Source organism: Ignavibacteriales bacterium (genome assembly GCA_016700155.1).
In the GTDB taxonomy this organism is placed as follows: Bacteria; Bacteroidota; Ignavibacteria; order Ignavibacteriales; family Ignavibacteriaceae.
Window position 1 is genome coordinate 2,424,949 of record CP065001.1, and the last position, 17,482, is coordinate 2,442,430.

Consider the following 17,482-nt stretch of genomic DNA (forward strand, 5'->3'; position numbering starts at 1 on the left):
AAAATCGGTTAGAAAAGAAGTTGAATTCAGGAAAATGTATCAACAAACGGTTTAGATGTTGCCCTTATTATTTATAACTATTCCCACAGTCTTAAGTACAATAACGAAGTCACTCCAGAAAGAAGCATTTTTATAATACTCAATTTCCATTCTTACCCGCTGATCAGGTGTCAGTTGTTGCCTTCCGTTTATCTGACTTATTCCTGTTACACCCGGGAAAAAATTTAGGACTTCCTTTTGTTCAGAGGTATACGTATTGGTAATAGAAAATACATCTGGTCTGGGACCAACAACGCACATCTCACCTTTAAGTACATTAATAAAGTTAGGTATCTCATCAATACTTGTACGACGTAAGAACTTTCCTGACTTTGTCAAACGGGGATCATTCACCTGGGTTATTTCAGGACCGACTGCCAGGGCATTATCAACCATTCCGCGGAGTTTGTATAGTCTGAATTTTTTCCCTCTATACCCCGCACGTTCATGAAGGAAGAAGGCTGGACCTTTAGATTCTATTTTGATGGTTATAATTGCAAGCAGCAGAATTGGAGAAGTAAGAATTAATATTAGAAGGCTGAAGATAATATCCGTGAATCTTTTGATGAGACTTCCCTGCTTTCCCATTTATAAAGTAAGTTAGAGTTAGATGCTGAATTTTTTCAATAGGTCTGTAAGGATCGAAATTACCTTATCAACATGTTCATCTTTCATCCCCGGGTAAATGGGAAGCGAAACAAGTCGAGGAAATGTTTTGGATGCCACCGGGAAATTTTTATCATCATAGTCAAAAGTTTGACTATAATACAAATGCTGATGCACCGGCATAAAGTGAACCCCGGCACCAATACCTTGACTCTTTAGCTCATCAATAAATTGTGCCCGGTTAATTTTAAGTCTTTCTAGATTTAATCTAATCGGGTATAAATGCCAGGAAGTTTCCCTGTCACTCTTTATAGTATGAATCTCTAAAAACTGATTATCCTTTAATGCTTCAGTATATTTGGCGGCGATTCTTTTTCTTGATTCCCACATCACATCAACTTTTTTGAGTTGTGGAATTCCAAGTGAAGCTTGTAAGTCCGTAAAATTATACTTAAATCCAGGGGCAACAACTTCATAATACCAGGAGCCAGCCTCGCTATACCTTTTCCAGGCATCTCTATTAATTCCATGAAGCCGCATAATTGCACAGCGTTCAGCAATGCCCTCATCATTAGTGCAAATCATCCCACCCTCGCCGGTTGATAAAGTTTTAGTAGCATAAAAACTAAAACAAGTTACGTCGGAGATTGTTCCGATTTTTCTTCCCTTATAAGTAGCAGGTAAAGAATGTGCTGCATCTTCAATGACTTTTAAATTATATCTTTTTGCCAATTCAAGTATTTCATCCATATCACAAGGTTGACCTGAATAATGAACAGGGATGATTGCTCTAGTTTTGGGCGTAATGGCTTTTTCAATTTCTTCGAGAGAAATGTTAAGTGTGTCTTTATCAACATCAACAATAACCGGTTTTGCGTTGAAGTAACAAACAATTTCTGCAGTCGCGGGAAAAGTCATTGTCGGGACTATCACCTCATCACCAGCCTTAAGCCCAAATGCTTCTAAAGTAAGATGACCAGCAGCAGTCCAGGAACTAACAGCAATAGATCTTTTGCTACCGATGTAATTGCTGAATGCCTCCTCAAATTTTATAGTTTTCGGACCCATGCTAAGCCACCCGGAGCGCACAGTATCTACAATCTCATTGACTTCTTCGTCAGAGATAAAAGGCTTATGGAAGAGAAGGTAATCTTTATTCATAAAAATTTTTGTTGGGTAAAATAATAATTTAGCCTTATAAGTTCAAAATTATATTTCACAAAAATATGCGTAACAATAATAACAATAATTTTTTTAAATGCCTCAAAATTTTTTCCTTTTGAATTTGAATAGCCCCAGAAAAAAACCCCAAGCGTAAGAGAAGTGAAGGACAATTACTGCCAAAGGAAAATTTAGCGCAACTTTAATTCCATTTTTAATTAAGACAGGTATTGAAGTAATTACTAAAACCGTGGTATACAGAACAATTAAGAAACTTGAAATGATTAGATTATTAATTATTAACCCAGTGACAAGTAATGCTACTACGAGCGAAAAAAAAGTAAAAGGAACCAGTTGCCTGAATGAAATAGGAATTTTATGTTTCTTTAAGAATGCAATCTGCCAGAATCCGTAATTAAAGTACTGAATAAAAAGAGATTTTGGATTCTTGCGAACAAAATAATAACATTTTGCCCGATTCGAGATAAAAACTTTACCTCCTGCTTTTCTTAAACGGTAGCAATATTCATCGTCATGATTTATAATAAATTGTTCATCATAATAGCCGACCGTATTCAGGACACTTCTCGGAAACATACCGAACATTACCATTTCACCATAACCCTCATAGTCAGGATATCTATGTTTTGCGTTGCCAATTCCTATTGGAGAATTCATTGCGATTGCAAGTGCTTTTCCAAAAAGTGTTTCTCCAACATTAGTAAATGGCCCTCCCACACACCAGGCGTCATTGTGATCCCGAATTAGTTCCAAACATGTTGATAAATAATTTTCATCATAAATTGCATGAGCATCACAGATTAATAGATATTCACCTTTTGATTCTTTGAATCCCAGATTTATTGCCTGAGGTTTGACTTTAGCCGGATTATCAAAAAACTTTATGACCTGAAATTTTTTCTGCATAGTTAAAATAATATCACGCGTGCCATCTGTGCTCATACCGTCAATAACAAGGATTTCAAGATTATTGTCCATTTTTTTTTGCTGGAGTAATGAGTTCAGACAATTCTCAATATACTCTTTCTCATTTCGGCAACATACAATTATTGATATCAGAGGTTGTGTCAGAATCATTATTTCAACAACTTTTTAAAAGATATGGTTTTGTAATCACGCCCAATTTCGACAAAATTGTTTTTCAAATAAAAATCTATAGCCTTTTGATTATCTGATCTAACAGCAAGAGTATAACTGAGAACACTATTCTCCAATAATCTCATTTCAAAGTGTTTTAATAATTCCCGACCAACACCTCGATTTTGAGTTTGAATACTAACAGCAATAAGGTAAATACTGACTGTATTAGCATGAACATTTAAGCCTTTATTAAAAAGTAGAGAAAAAAAATCTTGAATTTTCTCAACTAAAAATCTGAGGTTTCTTAACAGGATAAGAGCTATGTAAAAGAAATGTCCTCGAAGAAATTGATTTACAGGAACGTCTGGATTAACACCTCCCATCAGGTAACCAATTACTTGAGAGTCCTCAACTGCGACAAACTTAAATGTATGATGACTAAATAATTTATTGAAATACTCTAAAAGCAACTTTGACGGGAAAATAGTTGAAAAATGAGTGTTGCTGAATACTGATTTGTGCAGTTTAGCAATCTCGGATATGTCATCTCTTTCCATGGCACGTATAATCATTATAGTAGCTCAAACCCTGTGAATGTTTCTGTCATTTTTTTTAAACACTAACACCTGCTCCACGGATGGAGATGTAAATTTTAAATGTTTAAACCAGAATAGATTGAATTTGAGAATTGTATTTCTGAATAACTTGCTGGTAAATTTTGTATAGAATTGGCTAAATTGTCCAGGAATTTTTTTAACCAAATCGAATCCATTAACACTCATAAAATCAACTAATATTTTAATATTTGTTTTTCTGACTATTATCTTGCCAGCAGGGGTTTCTGACCAATAATCAATTCCAAATTTACTCTTTAAACCCCGCTCTGATCTTTTAAAAATATTTTTTAACACCTTTATGACCAAAGAATCAAAAGCAGTTAAACTTACTTCACAAATAATAACATATCCACCTTTTTTGGTAACCCTGCAAAGTTCACCTAAAGCTCGTTCAATCTCATAGATATGCATCAAAACTCCCCAACACACTACAACGTCAAATTCATTATCTCTGAAAGAGAGGGATAGTAGATCCTCCCTAAATAATTGACAATTATTCTCTTTCAAATGTTTTTCTAAAAAAACTTTGCAATGAGCTAGTGCCGATTCTGAAAAATCACAAGCAGTGACATTAAAATCCCTATTTAACAATCTCAGTGAATTTACACCATTTCCACACCCTGCATCTAAAGCCTTATTCGATTCTTGTTCCCATACAATCTTTTTAAGATCATCAAACACTAAATCATAAAGGACTTTACTATCATCTATATAGGTGTCGATCCATTTATCGTGTAAGTATGAACTAGAAAGTGTTTTTTTAAGTGTTTCAGTTTCACTTGGCATATTCGATTTGATACTTTTAAAATTCTTCTATACTATTTCTGTAAACAAAAATAGAACTGGTTAATTAGCAATACCGAAAGGTCCTGTTTTAACAGGTATTTTTTTTATAGCTGAGTCATAAATTTCAATTATATAATCAAGAATTTTCTCATAGTCATATTTTTCCTCAACAAATTTCCGCCCGTTCTTTCCCATTTTATGTCTTAGTTCTTTATCCATAACCAACGTTTCAATTTTATCTGCTAAAACCTTTGGATTATTAGGTGGAACGACAAATCCAGTTTCATTGTCTATTACTACCTCTGACAAACCTCCGACATTTGAAACTATCACTGGTTTGGCACAAGCAGAAGCTTCCAAAATTCCGACTCCGAAAGATTCACTGTCATTGGTTGATGGCGCTAGGTAAATATCCAATAAATTATGATACTTTGGAATTTGAGCGAAAGGAATTAGACCTGTTATTCTGACATGTTCTTCTATACCGTATTCAATCGATTTAGATTTTAATGTGTCGATTAATGAACCCCTACCGACTAGCAAAAGCTTTAAAGGGATATCCGGATATTTTTTGACTAGAATATTGAATGCATCTAGGATATCTTCTACTCCGTATTTACTTTCCATCATTTTGATGGTGCCTACAACAATGTCATTAGCTTTGTAGTTGTCAGTTTCTCTTTGCAAAGGCATAAACTTATTTAGCATTATTCCCCCTGGTGTAACCAATATTTCCTTATCAGTAAATTGTCTGGAATATTTAGCCATAGTTTTGCTTGATGAAGTGATTATATCAGCTTTAGACAGGCTGTACATCAAAAGCTTTTTAAAGAGTATGTGCTTATGAGGAAAGATATACACATCATTGCCCCAAACAGAGAGAATATTTGGATGAAATCCTGATAAGGCGCCTATCAGACCATAGCTAGAAGCAGATTGTCCATGTAATATCTCACACTTGAATTTTTTAATTGTTTTTTTCAGATGGGGTAAACAAAGAAGGTAAACTGATTTTAATAGATTACCATCATTCTTCCATTTGATCGAATCAGGTATTTTGAATACCTCTATTTCAATACCATCATCATATTGAGCTTTGTCTACAGGGGTTAAACCATATACAAGAACATCTACCCCTCTTGATTTAATTCCGTTTGCCCATTTCATCATATGGGCTGAAGCAGGATCACCTAAAAGAACTACTTTCATGCTATTTTTCTATTACCATACAATACCCAAGAGGGTATTTTAAAGCTGTTAATTGAAATATCTTTTTACCTAAGAAAGAATTTATTATTAGATTAGCAAATATATAATGAATTTTCGAAAATATTTTAATTCTTGAGAAATGTTTTGCTGTAATATCTAATAGAATTTCCAGAGAACCACCATATGGGTATAATTCTAATATCTTTAAATTATTTTCACTGCAATAGAGTCTTAACCTGTATTCAGTATATCGGAAGTAATCATATGGCTCTTCATGGATAATATGGAAGAAGGGCACACCAACTATTATTTTGCCGTTAGGTCTCAGAACGCGAGCCATTTCTTTCCAAAGGTTCGTAGGATTCGCGACATGCTCCATTACATCTGTTAAAATAATAGTGTCAAATGTCTCATTCTTTATAGGAAAAGTATTATTCAGATTAAGCTGAAAATCCTGAAAAGGTGTGTCGTGAAATGAGTTTGGCCAGTCGGCACAGTAAATAGAATCAACTTTTTCTCGATACATTTCATATAGAGAAACATTCCCGCAACCAAGGTCTAATAAATTTCCACCGGCATACTTTTGGATTAACTCACTATAGTGCTTTGCTTGTATATTGCCTATAAATCTATAACCTAATCCAACTTTCGTTTCATCATTTGTGACTCCGAATACACCATTTACTTTCACATATTTTGAAGGTTGCCATTTATTTTGATTTAACATTTATATCAGAAGTTTGATTTATAAAAGTTCCTTGACATTAAATTTTTCTTTTGGTCTTATATTCAGATCAATTAAATATTTCTTTAAGCTAGTTTCAACTTCATTAAGACTCAGACTTTCCATACATTCATAAGAAGGACAAAAATATCCAACAAGTGTGAAGCATAATTTTTGATTTTTCTGTGGTGAACAAGGTAAATTTTTAAGAATGTATTTATTTACACCATAAAGTGGTTTATGATAATCGGGGTTTGTTGGGCCATAGATCGTAAAAGTTGGCTTACCAAAAAAGTTGGCGATATGAACCGGCCCAGAATCATTCCCGATAAGTATTGTGCATTTCTTTATTACTTCAATTAAATCTGAAATATTCTCTGTCACTTTGAAATTAAGTCCTGCCTTTTCTAATTCGACTTTCACATCAGGAGCAAGTTGTTCTGGTGAACTCACTATCAAACAGTCATAATCACGTTTCAATCCGATTGCTAAATGAATAAATTTTTTTAAGCCCCACTCTTTTGATTTTATGCTTGCAAAGGGATGAATGAGAATATATTCCCCGGTACTACTCGAATTAATAATTATTTTTTTTGCGTTAGAAACCGGCGAAAATAGTCTGACAACATCCAGATAATTGTCAGTTAAATGAGGTTTTTCACGAATTGAAATATACTCTGTGTAGATTGTTTTATAGTAGTCTTCATTTAATCCTACAATCTTTTTGGCAGGGTAATTCGCAATTAACGTCGCTGATCTTACAGTCCCGGTCAAATCGTAAATCGTTTTTAGCTTTAAGTATTTTATTTTTTTTCTTGTTTTTGGTTTTGCAACTCTATCTGAAAACCAAAAATCTGAATGGTCAAATTGTACACACTCCAATTCAGGGAATGCACTTTGGTAAATCGGAATTGTTTCTGGAAACGAGATGAGTATTAGGCTTTCTTTTGAATTTTTTGAGATTGCATCAACTGCAGGGATTGTAAAGATAGCGTCACCAAGTCTATGTAATAATACAATCCCGCATTTGTTTTCATATGAATTAATTTTTGGCCTGAATATTTTAATGCCACTAAAAAATAAATTTGCAAGAATCACAAGTATGTTATGAAAAGATTTACTCTTACTTACATATTTATGTAATATCATTGTCATATTATAATGAACTCTGAGGTAAAACTTTAAAAATTTTTGAACTCGTATTATCAACTCCCGTATAGCCGTCCTGCAAAACAATTCTTTTGTATGTAGTCATGATTTTAGACTACGCGAGATACTTATTTGCGCTTCAGGCATATGCTAATCTCTCCACCGGAAACATTATCTAATCTTTGAAATTTAACCCAATTTTGTTTTAAATAATCTTCAGATAAATAATTATTAATACAACTTTCCCAATCGATATTAATCTCGGTGTCACTTTTATTTATATACTCATATAGATTATTTTTTTTATATGTACCATTGCCACTATATTAACCTTGCCATCCAGATTGATTACATTTTCATTTAATTATCCAATTACTCCGCTTTGATATGCTCCAACTTTAATAGTGGAACAATTTTGATTAATAAATCCAGCCGAAATTAAATGAAAATCTGCAACCCTCCCAAATAAAATGTAAAAATATTTGGTGCAACAAATATAGAATCCGCACCTGATGTAAGGATTAAAGATTTATATCATTTGGTTTATTTGTTCTAATAATTTGGTAACCAACAAAATATCTGGAAATATGAGACTAAGGTATCTTATGTAAAAAAGATTTTATAAAAAATTAGAAAGAAGAAGAAAATGAGTATATCAACCTTGCTAAGAGATCTCAATTCTTCCTTAAAGAGATTGTGTAAATAAACCTCACTTTTCTTTTGTACAAACATATAATCGGATTATAATGAAATCAACGCATAATACTTGTGCTTATCCTTTTTGATAGAATCTATCACACAAATATGTCAGAGCGGAATTGCATGTCCAGAAACTCTTTGGAGATAATCACTGTCGGAATTAAATGTTGATGCTCTCCCCAAGGTCATATCTTATAGGAGCCAGTCATAACGTGTTCGTAAAAAAACCACGTGATTCTATTAGCAATACAAACCAAACATAAAATAAAAATTCTAGTAGATTCTACATTAAATAGTTGAAGCATAAAATGTCAAAATACAAAATTGCTAACATCATACTAACAATTGTGTTTCAATGAAAGAGTGAGAAAGATTTTTTACACCAGCAATTTCGTAATTCTAAATACTTTTTTATTAGAATGATGACTTCATTAAATTTATTATCGAGAAATAATCTTATAATTGAAGCAAAGAAATATTTTACGATTGAATTAAATTTTACTTATGAACAAAACTTACTCACGTGTAATTAGGAATACTAAAAATCTTAGGTGATTTCTGATTAATATTTAATTTTATCAAAAAGATAAATAAAAGCCAAAATGTTATATCTCTCGATAGAAAACCATAACCTAAGATTCCGTCAACTTCAAAAAATGATCTAATCATGATTAAAATCCCAATTAGAGTTATGAACAATGAAAAAATATAAATATCCTTATTATAAACTTTATAAAATTTCATCGCTTTTATTCCATGATAAAAATATAAGTAGTAAAGGAAGAGGATAGAACAAAAACCTAAAAGTCCATTTTCGGAAAACATTAGTAGTAAATAATTATGAGGTGATTCTCTACCAATTTCTTCCGCCGTCTTCCCTTCCCATTTCGATGTATATTCAGCAGAATAGTAACTATAGACTTTTGTAGGATAAAGTTCAGGCCCAACTCCCAAAAATAAATGATCCACAGTCATTGCCATTCCTTGAGACCAAATGTCATCTCTCTCAGTTATAGATTCGATTCTGATATATGCCTGTAAATAGTCATTTAATACCGGAACTACCAAGAATAAAAGTAACACTAAAATAGATGACAAGATAAGCGCGTAAAAATATTTTCTTTTCAACATAAAAATGATTATTACTATGCCAATAAAAGTCCCAAAAAATGCTAATCGAGAATTAAGAATCATTAGAATTATTAGGTTGTTCAGAACATAGAAACCAACTAACAATTTGGATCCATTTCTATTCAGCATAAAGAAAAATGCAATGAGTGTTGAAACCATCATAAGATATCCGATGAAATTATACCCTTGATAAGCCCCTGAATATCTAGCAAGGATCCCACTAATTAAGAAAAAATTAAAACCTTCCTGAATTACCTCATAATAGATTGTTAGACTTATGACAAATGTGGAAACCATAAAAGCTAAAAGCAACCGGTAAAGTTGGTTCTGATTATTTATCAAAGAATAGAAAAGGTAAATAATTACAAAAAATGTTATTGTTCTTACTATAGCAACGATACTTTGAAGCTGAAAACCCGAAACACTACTGCTAATCAACATCGCTAGGAGAAACCATATCACAAAACTTAAAACTTTATTTGGTACCCGGGGATAGTCAGACAATCTTAAGCCATACTTATTAACAAAAAGATAGATAAGAACAATTGTACAACTAAGATTGATAATATTTCTAATAAATTCGAACGTTTCTCCTGATGCCGTAATCATTACAAAGCATATCAGTGGAAGCAATAGTTCTTTAGAAATTATTTCTTTAATAAAAATAAATGCGCTTAAAAGTATCATTACAATTAAATAATGTGGGATAATGACAACTGCGATTGATATCATGATTGCAGGTAAAAGAAGTTTTAAATTCATTAACGTTGACTTATTTTTTCTACTGATAAATCATTTTATATACTTTTACGTATGAACCTGTAATTCTTTGATTTCCAGATCTGTTTATTAATTTAAGAAAATCAATTGCTGTAACGATTTTATTGAACGGGTTTTCTTCTTTATTTGCAAATTTCAATTCAAAAACTTCCTCAAAGTTATGATGAATTATTTTTGCATCAGTTCTCCAATCAAAAAGATAGTTGATGTCGTACTTTTTCAATTCTTCATAAATTCTATCAATTTCTTGATCAGCGTTTATTTCTCCATAAAATTGCGATTTAGTTCGATAAGCGAGAAAAATCGTATTGCTCCAATCAAAATCAAGTGGTTTATTTGAAATTCCCGCATAGCGACCCGAGATTTTTTTTAATTCAAGGTATTGAGCCAAAATATTTAAGTCTGAACCTTCATCGAAGTATTTAATCGTGGAATAAATAGGTCTTACTACGAGTGAAATAATAAAAACTGATAGAAGAATTATTTTTATTAACCTGGATTTTTTTAATGAATCAATAAGGTTAATCATTAGCCAGAATGAAATTACTACTACCAAAAGGTAAATCAGTATTATAAATCTTTCATAAATGAAGAGCATTATATAACCTAATGAATAAGTAATAATTGAAACTAAACTTATAACTAAAATCGGACTTAATTTTCGATTATATTTGAAAATAACAAGGAGCAATAAAAATGGTGAAAATAAAAAAATATAATATAGCATTAAAACAATGTTATTGAGGATATGCTCGACAAAGTACACTAGATTTGAAATTGGAACAAAAGGATTCCATCTTTCTACTGGCAAAAAAGTCGGATCTTCCCAATAGCTAACAGCGGTAGCATTTGCAGGTGGATAAAGTGAATTTATTCTAAAAGTATTTACGGACTCGTATTTGGGTCCAATAATATTGAAGTTATATCCGCCCGCAGTGCTGTAAGTAAAATAACCATATTTTAAACTGATCAAAACTATCCAAATACTGCATAAAAGAATAAACAACCCAAATCCTTGTAAGTAATTCTTTCTGATGTTACTTCTGTGGCTGGGGAAGCGATAAAAATAAAATGCGTTAATAAGAGCGAAATGAAAAACAAAAAAAGGGAGTGAGAAAGCTTTTGAATAGAAAGCAATCGCACCAACTAATCCACAAACCCAGCCTGCGGCTTTAGAGGTTAAGTATTCTTTTTTACTTGAATAGTAAAGGTAGTATAAAAGAAATGCTGCAACAAGAAGATCCGGACTTCCCAAAAAAAAAGCAAAATAGTAAATGATTATACTTGTTGTGGCTAAGAGTAGGTAATGACTGGATTCATTTTTGCTTCCGAATAGTTTATAATACTTAGAAACAGTAAATAAGATAAAAAGACCAATTATTAGTTGTAAAATTTTGAAGCCAAGTAGAATTTCAACATTCACCCAAAAAACGGGAATCAAGAGCCATGATAGTAGTGGGCTCCAAACGCCGTTGATCGCATCAGATAAATTTCCATTGATATACTTCTCACTAATTGAAAGGTAAGAAACTATATCCCCTCTCTGAGAATATCTATAAAACGGAACTAGTAAACATCCAAAAGTAAAATAAATGAATAAAGCTAAGGTGATTCTTTTGTTTTCAGAATTATAAAATCTATTCAATATGTTTATTCTCAATTAAAAACTCACCATTAAATTCTTGTCCAACTTTAACTTTTGGCTGAAGGTTCAGTATTTAATCTACAATTATCATCAAAAAGAATATTAATTTTCAATTAAATAATTTATTCTAAATATATTTCCACAACTCCAAAATAACATAGTGCATAATGCTTGAGTGAATACCTTCGGAAGTACACATATCATCAAGGGGAACATGTACTGAATGAGTATTTATTTTTCTTAACTTACCGCCGTTAAATCCTGTTATACCAATTGTAGTCATTCCGTTTTTATTTGCCCACTCAACTGCTTTAATGATATTCGGGCTGTTGCCGGAACCACTTATTGCAATTAATATATCGCCTGCTTTTGCGAAGGTTCTTAGTTGCTGCTCAAATATTGTTTCATAACCATCGTCATTACCTAATGCTGTTATGAACGGTAGATTATCTGTAAGACTTAATGCTTTTATTCGTTTTCCTTGTTCCAGATTTTTTCTTGTACCTTTTGCTAAATCCTGTGCAAAGTGTGATGCGTTTGCTGCTGATCCACCATTCCCGATTACAAAAATCATTTTTTCTTTTTCATATGCATCAATAATTAGCTCGATGAATTTATCGATCTCCTGCTGGCTCACCTTTTCAAGCGCTGTATTCATATATTTAGTGTATTCACTAAAAGTCATTTAGTTTCTCCTTTTAAAATATTATTCCATTCCTTTTCGGCTTTTATCATGTCAGATGGAGTTCCGATATCAATTAAGTAGTCTTCAGTCTGCCATCCATACATCTCACTTTTCAGTAGCGGTAGCAGATCGAAACCAATATCAGCAATTTCTTTTACCGGAATTTTTTCCAGAATAACTGGTGATGATATATACATTCCTGCATTTGCAATATTCGACTTTGGACGAGCTGGTTTTTCTTCAAATTCTATAATTCTATTTTGTTCATCCAAAACCGCTATACCTTTTGATGTAGGATTATCACTATTAAATAAAGCCATACTGAAGTGAGCTGGTATTTCTTTATGAAAACTTAAAAAATTTTTGAGATTATAATTAGTCAAATTATCAGCATAACAAATAAAAAAACATTCTTCCCCGGCAACAAAGTTTTTATTTTCTCTCAATGTACCAGCGCTGCCCAAAAGTTTCTCTTCATAGAAAAAATGAAAGTTCACTTTTGTCTTTTGTGTTTTTATGTACTCAACAACTTTTTCAGGTAAATGATGAAGATTAATAAGAACGTCATCGATATTGTGATGTTCAAATAGTTTTATCCACCATCCCAGTAACGGTGTCCCGCAAATATTTACAAGACATTTTGGAATTTCATCAGTGATTGGTTTTAGCCTGGTTCCTAATCCGGCAGCAAGTAGAAAAGCTTTCATTTCAGTTTTTAGTAACCTTTCTTACTACATTCAACTGTTTCATTGTCTTTTCTGCGTATTCTAAAATATCGTCAATATCAGTTTGTTCCTTTAAATAGGCATAGTATTCAACAACAGAATCTTCAATGGTTCTATGTGGATTCCATCCTAACTTTTTTAATTTTGAATTATCCGAACATGTGTTTCTTGTGTCGCCTACCCGGAACTCACCAGGAATTTTCGCAACGATATGTTCCTTATTATGTACCTTTGCAACAACTTCAGCAAATTCTTTCACCGTATAATCTTTTCCACTGCCTACACAAAATACCTCATAATCTGCGCTATCATTTTGCAGCGCGAGTATGTTTGCATCAACAACATCATGTATGTTTATAAAATCTCTTTTCTGCAAACCATCTTCATATAATGTTGGAGCTTTGTCAAAGAAATAATGAAGATTAAATATTCTACAGGCTCCTGAATAAGCATTGTAAAATGATTGACGGGGTCCCTGAACAATCGAATATCTCATTGCAACAGAAGGTATTGAGTATCGTTTACCAAATGAAATTGTTGTAAGCTCTTGCGAATACTTTGAAATTGCATAAGCGTTTGGCGGATTTGCGTGAGATTCAGGAGTCCACTGCCATTCCATTAACTCTCCATTTTCATCTTTCCAATCCCACTCCCCTTTTTCAAGCTGTTCAATTGGTCTTTGAGATGGCGAAATTAATTTACCATCCTTTTTTTTATAAAGACCTTCTCCCTGAACGAATTGAGATGAAGCAGTAACGATTTTTTTTACTTGTAGTTTTTTTTCAACTATAATTTCATATATCAACGCAGTACTTACTGCATTTACATGAAAGAATGTTGAGAAGTCAGGAAGGTAATCCTGGTAAGCAGCAAGGTGATAAATATATTCAACATCTTTTAATGCTTTTTCCAGAACGGATTTTTCTCTTATATCACCGAGAATAAACTCAGCTTTGGGATTAAGATATGCAGGCATTCCTTTTAAATGAACCGGCTTTTGCAGGTTATCGAGTATTCTAACATCATAACCAAGACTTATTAACTTATCGACTGTATGTGAGCCGATGAAACCAGCACCACCTGTTACTAAAACTAAACTCATATAAGAATGCACTCCATTGCTGCTAAAGATGTTTTGATGCTACTTAAGATCATAACGCTTATAGTTAAAAATTATTTTACTTCCTTGCGGTTCAAGCATAAACGGCATTTCGCGATAATCCTGCATTGCTTCGCGCAACTTATCATGATCCTCACGTTTACAGTATACTAACAAAAATCCCCCACCGCCTGCACCAGCAATTTTACCTCCAACTGCTCCTGCATTAATTGCGGTTGAATACATTTTATCTATTTCCGCATTTGAAATATTTGAGGATAAATTTTTCTTTAAGTCCCAGTTTTCAGAAAGTAATCGGCCTACATCATCAACATTTCCGTTCAACAAACTTCCTTCTGTATCATAAGCTAATTTTTTTATTGAATCGTGATAATCAAGCTTATCACTTATAGATTTTTTCTGTTCAGTTAGTACTGTTGAGGAGCTCCTTGTAATGTTAGTGTAGAACAGTAGAAGGTTAGCTCCAAGTTTTCTTTTTAAATTTGTTGGAAGTTCAATGGCTTCCGTTTCGACAGTTTCATCCTTATTAAACTTAATTGCTTTCAACCCGCCGTATGCGGCAATGTACTGATCTTGTTTGCCTATAGGTTTTTTTAGAGTATCAATTTCGATTTCGCATGCTTCTTTTGCCAGTTGTTCATGTGTTACCTGGAATCCTCTATAATGGTAAGCAGCATTTAATAACCCGACTGTTAAGCTGCTTGATGAACCTAAACCCGATCCTTCTGAAGGGACATCGGCAAGCATTGTAATTTCTATGCCTTTATCAAGCTTTGACTTTCGCAGGACTTCACGCACGAGTTCGTGCTGAATTTCATCAACAGAACTGACGATTTCTTTTTTTGTATAGTTAACATAAATGAGATCATCAAATCTTTCTTTGATAATGACAAAAATATATTTATCAATCGCGGATGAGACAACAAATCCTTCCTTTAACTGATAATATTCTTTAAAATCTGTTCCGCCTCCGCAAAGGCTTATCCGTAATGGGGTTTGTGAGATGATCATTTGTTATCGGGCTTTCTTTTTCGTGCTGTACAAGTAAAATCCTGTGTTAATATTTTTTCTGACCCACCTGTTTCAATAATTCTAACCGCCATAAAAATAACCCTGATGATTTTCCACAAAATTAGTCTTATAGTACTTAGAAATCCTTTTGTTGTAGGACCAGTTTCAAAACTATTTATCTCATCGAATCCGACTAATCGCAATATTTGGCTTAAAGAATTGGGATTAAATATCGTTAGATGAGTAAGATCTCCATAAATGATATGATTAGGGGAAATTCCATCACCGTTCGGAGTTTGAATTATTAATAAACCATTTTCGTTGAGTATTGAATGAATCCCCCTGAAAAAATCAAACAATTCCTTTTTGTATAAATGTTCAATAACATCCATTGCAAAAACTATATCATATTTTTTTTTGTGTTCTGTTAAAAATGAAAACACATCATAACTATCAGCATTTAATCCTCTAGATCTTGCAATATTGATTTGTTCATCAGAAATATCAATCCCGTATAAATTGTTAAATCCTTCCTTATAAAGAAACTGAAGCAATAATCCATTACCACAACCGATATCTATTACAGAGGCATTCTTCGAAAATCCAGAGAGATATTTCAGATATCTTTTTTTATATCCTGCAAACAGTGATTCATTTGAATAATTGTTTTCATTACTTATATAATTTTTAAATGTCGTTACATAAGCATCATAAAGCTGTTTACGGAAATCATATTTTTTTTCAGTCATGATTTGTAAGACATAGAAAAATTATTAATGATCGAAGAAAATATGTTCAACAAATTGCTTTTAACTATAAATAAATTCGTTGAATAGACAGTTATAAATATTATTATTTCGTAAAACGTACCTATATGAAAAGCTTGCATAAACTGAACAAATATTTTTGTAAAAATAAAAGCAGCTAAGGCATTCACCGAGTAATAAACAAGGTTTGGAATAAAAACTTTTCTTTTACTATTCAAGATGTTTTTATTAACAATAAAAAACGATGTGACAAAAAAGAATAAATAGCTTAATGTGGTACTCACAGCCAATCCATTTTGTTCATATTGTTCCACAAGGATAATATTTAATATTATTTTGAGTACTATCCCTATAATTGTAATCAGCAATAATTTTTTTATCATTCCTATGCTATATAATAATTTATTAATAACACCATAGATAGAATAGAAGATTATGCCGAATGCATAATATGACAGAACATCAGAAGTTTTTACAGTATCGATAAAGGAAAACTTCCCCCTCTCAAAAAATATCTTAGTAATTGTATCCCCATAGAAAATGAAAAGAATCATTATAGGCACGAAAATCCCAACACTGATAAGGATACCTGTACTGAATATTCTCTCTAATTCTTCCTTTTTTTTTTCTTGGTATAAAATTGAAAACTTAGGGAAAATTGCTGTGGAAAGTGATATTGTGAGAATAGAGATAGGTAAGAAAAAAATAGTTTGCGCATAACTCAACGCAGAAATTCCACCTTCAGTTATTGATTCATAAAATAACCTATCCGAAATCAAATAAAGCTGACCAATACTTTCTATGAGGACTACTATTAAAATACTGCTCAAACTGCTTTTTAACAGCAATGTCAATTGTGAAATCGAAGCATTAACTTTTGTAAAAAGTTCTTTTGAACTAAACATCAAGTAACTAATCTGTATTAAGTTACCAACAATAAAACCGATTGGAATTGCAACTATCATATCACTTCCCCAAAAATAAACAAAAAATAAAACTGTTATGTTTGGAATAATGTTTGAGATAATTGAATACCTGAACTCATGATTACTTTGTTGATAGCCAATTAAAATAGATATTCCGGCAGTGATTGGAATTGAGAGTAAGAACAAAATAAAAACATGGTTAGTAGTTTGAATAATATTTTGTTCTGAACCGCCTAAGAAAAGATCGAGAATATTTTCTCTATTCATATATAGTATTAATGCTAAAACCAAACCGGCGACAATGAATAAGTAAAAATTAGTTCTGACAAAAACATTTAGATTTATTGTATTGTCACTCTTCGCCTTATTGTAAGTTGGTATAAAGTAGTTTTGACCTATACACAAGATTATTGTATTTATAGTCAGCGGAATGACAGCACCGATAAGATAAATATCAAATTCTGTCGATAATCCGTAAATCCCCGCAAACAGAATTTCCCGTAAAAAACCTAGACCCTTTGATAGTATTGAAACTACAGCTATAAAAATAGCGGCGCCGGAAACTGTTGAAGTGAATTTACTTGTTTTCATTTTGATTGGT

The 17,482-nt window shown here is 32.3% G+C and carries 16 protein-coding genes; all 16 read right to left on the reverse strand.

The window, feature by feature from the left end; translation table 11 throughout:
* Nucleotides 1-51: 51 nt before the first annotated feature.
* Nucleotides 52-627: a sugar transferase gene (locus IPM56_10260; protein QQS34647.1), complete on the reverse strand. Its 576-nt coding sequence runs from the start codon at nt 625-627 to the stop codon at nt 52-54.
* 18 nt (nt 628-645) lie between these two features.
* A complete protein-coding gene (locus IPM56_10265; protein ID QQS34648.1) occupies nt 646-1,806 on the reverse strand; it encodes a DegT/DnrJ/EryC1/StrS family aminotransferase in 1,161 nt (386 codons plus the stop codon).
* A gap of 102 nt (nt 1,807-1,908) precedes the next feature.
* Nucleotides 1,909-2,904 (reverse strand): glycosyltransferase family 2 protein, encoded by a 996-nt coding sequence (locus IPM56_10270; protein ID QQS34649.1) that lies wholly within the window; start codon nt 2,902-2,904, stop codon nt 1,909-1,911.
* Nucleotides 2,904-3,464: a GNAT family N-acetyltransferase gene (locus IPM56_10275; GenBank protein QQS34650.1), complete on the reverse strand. Its 561-nt coding sequence runs from the start codon at nt 3,462-3,464 to the stop codon at nt 2,904-2,906. Before IPM56_10275 ends, IPM56_10270 begins: the two co-directional genes overlap by 1 nt.
* 24 nt (nt 3,465-3,488) lie before the next feature.
* The gene (locus IPM56_10280) at nt 3,489-4,310 is read right to left on the reverse strand and encodes a methyltransferase domain-containing protein (protein ID QQS34651.1); all 822 of its coding nucleotides are present in this window, start codon (nt 4,308-4,310) and stop codon (nt 3,489-3,491) included.
* 60 nt (nt 4,311-4,370) lie between these two features.
* Nucleotides 4,371-5,519, reverse strand: a complete 1,149-nt coding sequence (locus IPM56_10285) for a glycosyltransferase family 4 protein (GenBank protein QQS34652.1) — start codon at nt 5,517-5,519, stop codon at nt 4,371-4,373.
* A gap of 1 nt (nt 5,520) precedes the next feature.
* Complete coding sequence (locus IPM56_10290; protein QQS34653.1) at nt 5,521-6,246, reverse strand: class I SAM-dependent methyltransferase; 726 nt, start codon at nt 6,244-6,246, stop codon at nt 5,521-5,523.
* A gap of 18 nt (nt 6,247-6,264) precedes the next feature.
* Entirely contained in the window at nt 6,265-7,398 is a 1,134-nt protein-coding gene (locus IPM56_10295) for a glycosyltransferase family 9 protein (protein ID QQS34654.1), read from the reverse strand.
* A 1,212-nt stretch (nt 7,399-8,610) separates the two neighbouring features.
* Nucleotides 8,611-9,984 carry an O-antigen ligase family protein gene (locus IPM56_10300; protein QQS34655.1) on the reverse strand — a complete coding sequence of 458 codons (1,374 nt, stop codon included), beginning with the start codon at nt 9,982-9,984 and terminating at the stop codon, nt 8,611-8,613.
* Nucleotides 9,985-10,003: 19 nt separating this feature from the next.
* Nucleotides 10,004-11,647: a hypothetical protein gene (locus tag IPM56_10305; GenBank protein QQS34656.1), complete on the reverse strand. Its 1,644-nt coding sequence runs from the start codon at nt 11,645-11,647 to the stop codon at nt 10,004-10,006.
* A gap of 127 nt (nt 11,648-11,774) precedes the next feature.
* A complete protein-coding gene (locus tag IPM56_10310; protein ID QQS38283.1) occupies nt 11,775-12,305 on the reverse strand; it encodes an SIS domain-containing protein in 531 nt (176 codons plus the stop codon).
* Between the two features lie 23 nt (nt 12,306-12,328).
* Nucleotides 12,329-13,039 carry a nucleotidyltransferase family protein gene (locus tag IPM56_10315; protein ID QQS34657.1) on the reverse strand — a complete coding sequence of 237 codons (711 nt, stop codon included), beginning with the start codon at nt 13,037-13,039 and terminating at the stop codon, nt 12,329-12,331.
* A gap of 1 nt (nt 13,040) precedes the next feature.
* Nucleotides 13,041-14,159, reverse strand: coding sequence for a GDP-mannose 4,6-dehydratase (locus tag IPM56_10320; GenBank protein QQS34658.1), 1,119 nt, complete (start codon nt 14,157-14,159; stop codon nt 13,041-13,043).
* A 39-nt stretch (nt 14,160-14,198) separates the two neighbouring features.
* A complete protein-coding gene (locus IPM56_10325; protein ID QQS34659.1) occupies nt 14,199-15,188 on the reverse strand; it encodes a GHMP kinase in 990 nt (329 codons plus the stop codon).
* Complete coding sequence (locus IPM56_10330; protein QQS34660.1) at nt 15,185-15,937, reverse strand: class I SAM-dependent methyltransferase; 753 nt, start codon at nt 15,935-15,937, stop codon at nt 15,185-15,187. The genes IPM56_10325 and IPM56_10330 overlap by 4 nt, the downstream gene beginning before the upstream one ends.
* Nucleotides 15,934-17,472: a polysaccharide biosynthesis C-terminal domain-containing protein gene (locus IPM56_10335; protein QQS34661.1), complete on the reverse strand. Its 1,539-nt coding sequence runs from the start codon at nt 17,470-17,472 to the stop codon at nt 15,934-15,936. Before IPM56_10335 ends, IPM56_10330 begins: the two co-directional genes overlap by 4 nt.
* Nucleotides 17,473-17,482 lie beyond the last annotated feature (10 nt).

Excerpts from the sequence above, each read along its gene's own strand:
- IPM56_10260 (QQS34647.1), bottom strand. The coding sequence starts at position 627 with ATGGGAAAGCAGGGAAGTCTCATCAAAAGATTCACGGATATTATCTTC.
- IPM56_10265 (QQS34648.1), bottom strand. The coding sequence starts at position 1,806 with ATGAATAAAGATTACCTTCTCTTCCATAAGCCTTTTATCTCTGACGAA.
- IPM56_10270 (QQS34649.1), bottom strand. The coding sequence starts at position 2,904 with ATGATTCTGACACAACCTCTGATATCAATAATTGTATGTTGCCGAAAT.
- IPM56_10275 (QQS34650.1), bottom strand. The coding sequence starts at position 3,464 with ATGGAAAGAGATGACATATCCGAGATTGCTAAACTGCACAAATCAGTA.
- IPM56_10280 (QQS34651.1), bottom strand. The coding sequence starts at position 4,310 with ATGCCAAGTGAAACTGAAACACTTAAAAAAACACTTTCTAGTTCATAC.
- IPM56_10285 (QQS34652.1), bottom strand. The coding sequence starts at position 5,519 with ATGAAAGTAGTTCTTTTAGGTGATCCTGCTTCAGCCCATATGATGAAA.
- IPM56_10290 (QQS34653.1), bottom strand. The coding sequence starts at position 6,246 with ATGTTAAATCAAAATAAATGGCAACCTTCAAAATATGTGAAAGTAAAT.
- IPM56_10295 (QQS34654.1), bottom strand. The coding sequence starts at position 7,398 with ATGACAATGATATTACATAAATATGTAAGTAAGAGTAAATCTTTTCAT.
- IPM56_10300 (QQS34655.1), bottom strand. The coding sequence starts at position 9,984 with ATGAATTTAAAACTTCTTTTACCTGCAATCATGATATCAATCGCAGTT.
- IPM56_10310 (QQS38283.1), bottom strand. The coding sequence starts at position 12,305 with ATGAATACAGCGCTTGAAAAGGTGAGCCAGCAGGAGATCGATAAATTC.
- IPM56_10315 (QQS34657.1), bottom strand. The coding sequence starts at position 13,039 with ATGAAAGCTTTTCTACTTGCTGCCGGATTAGGAACCAGGCTAAAACCA.
- IPM56_10320 (QQS34658.1), bottom strand. The coding sequence starts at position 14,159 with ATGAGTTTAGTTTTAGTAACAGGTGGTGCTGGTTTCATCGGCTCACAT.
- IPM56_10325 (QQS34659.1), bottom strand. The coding sequence starts at position 15,188 with ATGATCATCTCACAAACCCCATTACGGATAAGCCTTTGCGGAGGCGGA.
- IPM56_10330 (QQS34660.1), bottom strand. The coding sequence starts at position 15,937 with ATGACTGAAAAAAAATATGATTTCCGTAAACAGCTTTATGATGCTTAT.
- IPM56_10335 (QQS34661.1), bottom strand. The coding sequence starts at position 17,472 with ATGAAAACAAGTAAATTCACTTCAACAGTTTCCGGCGCCGCTATTTTT.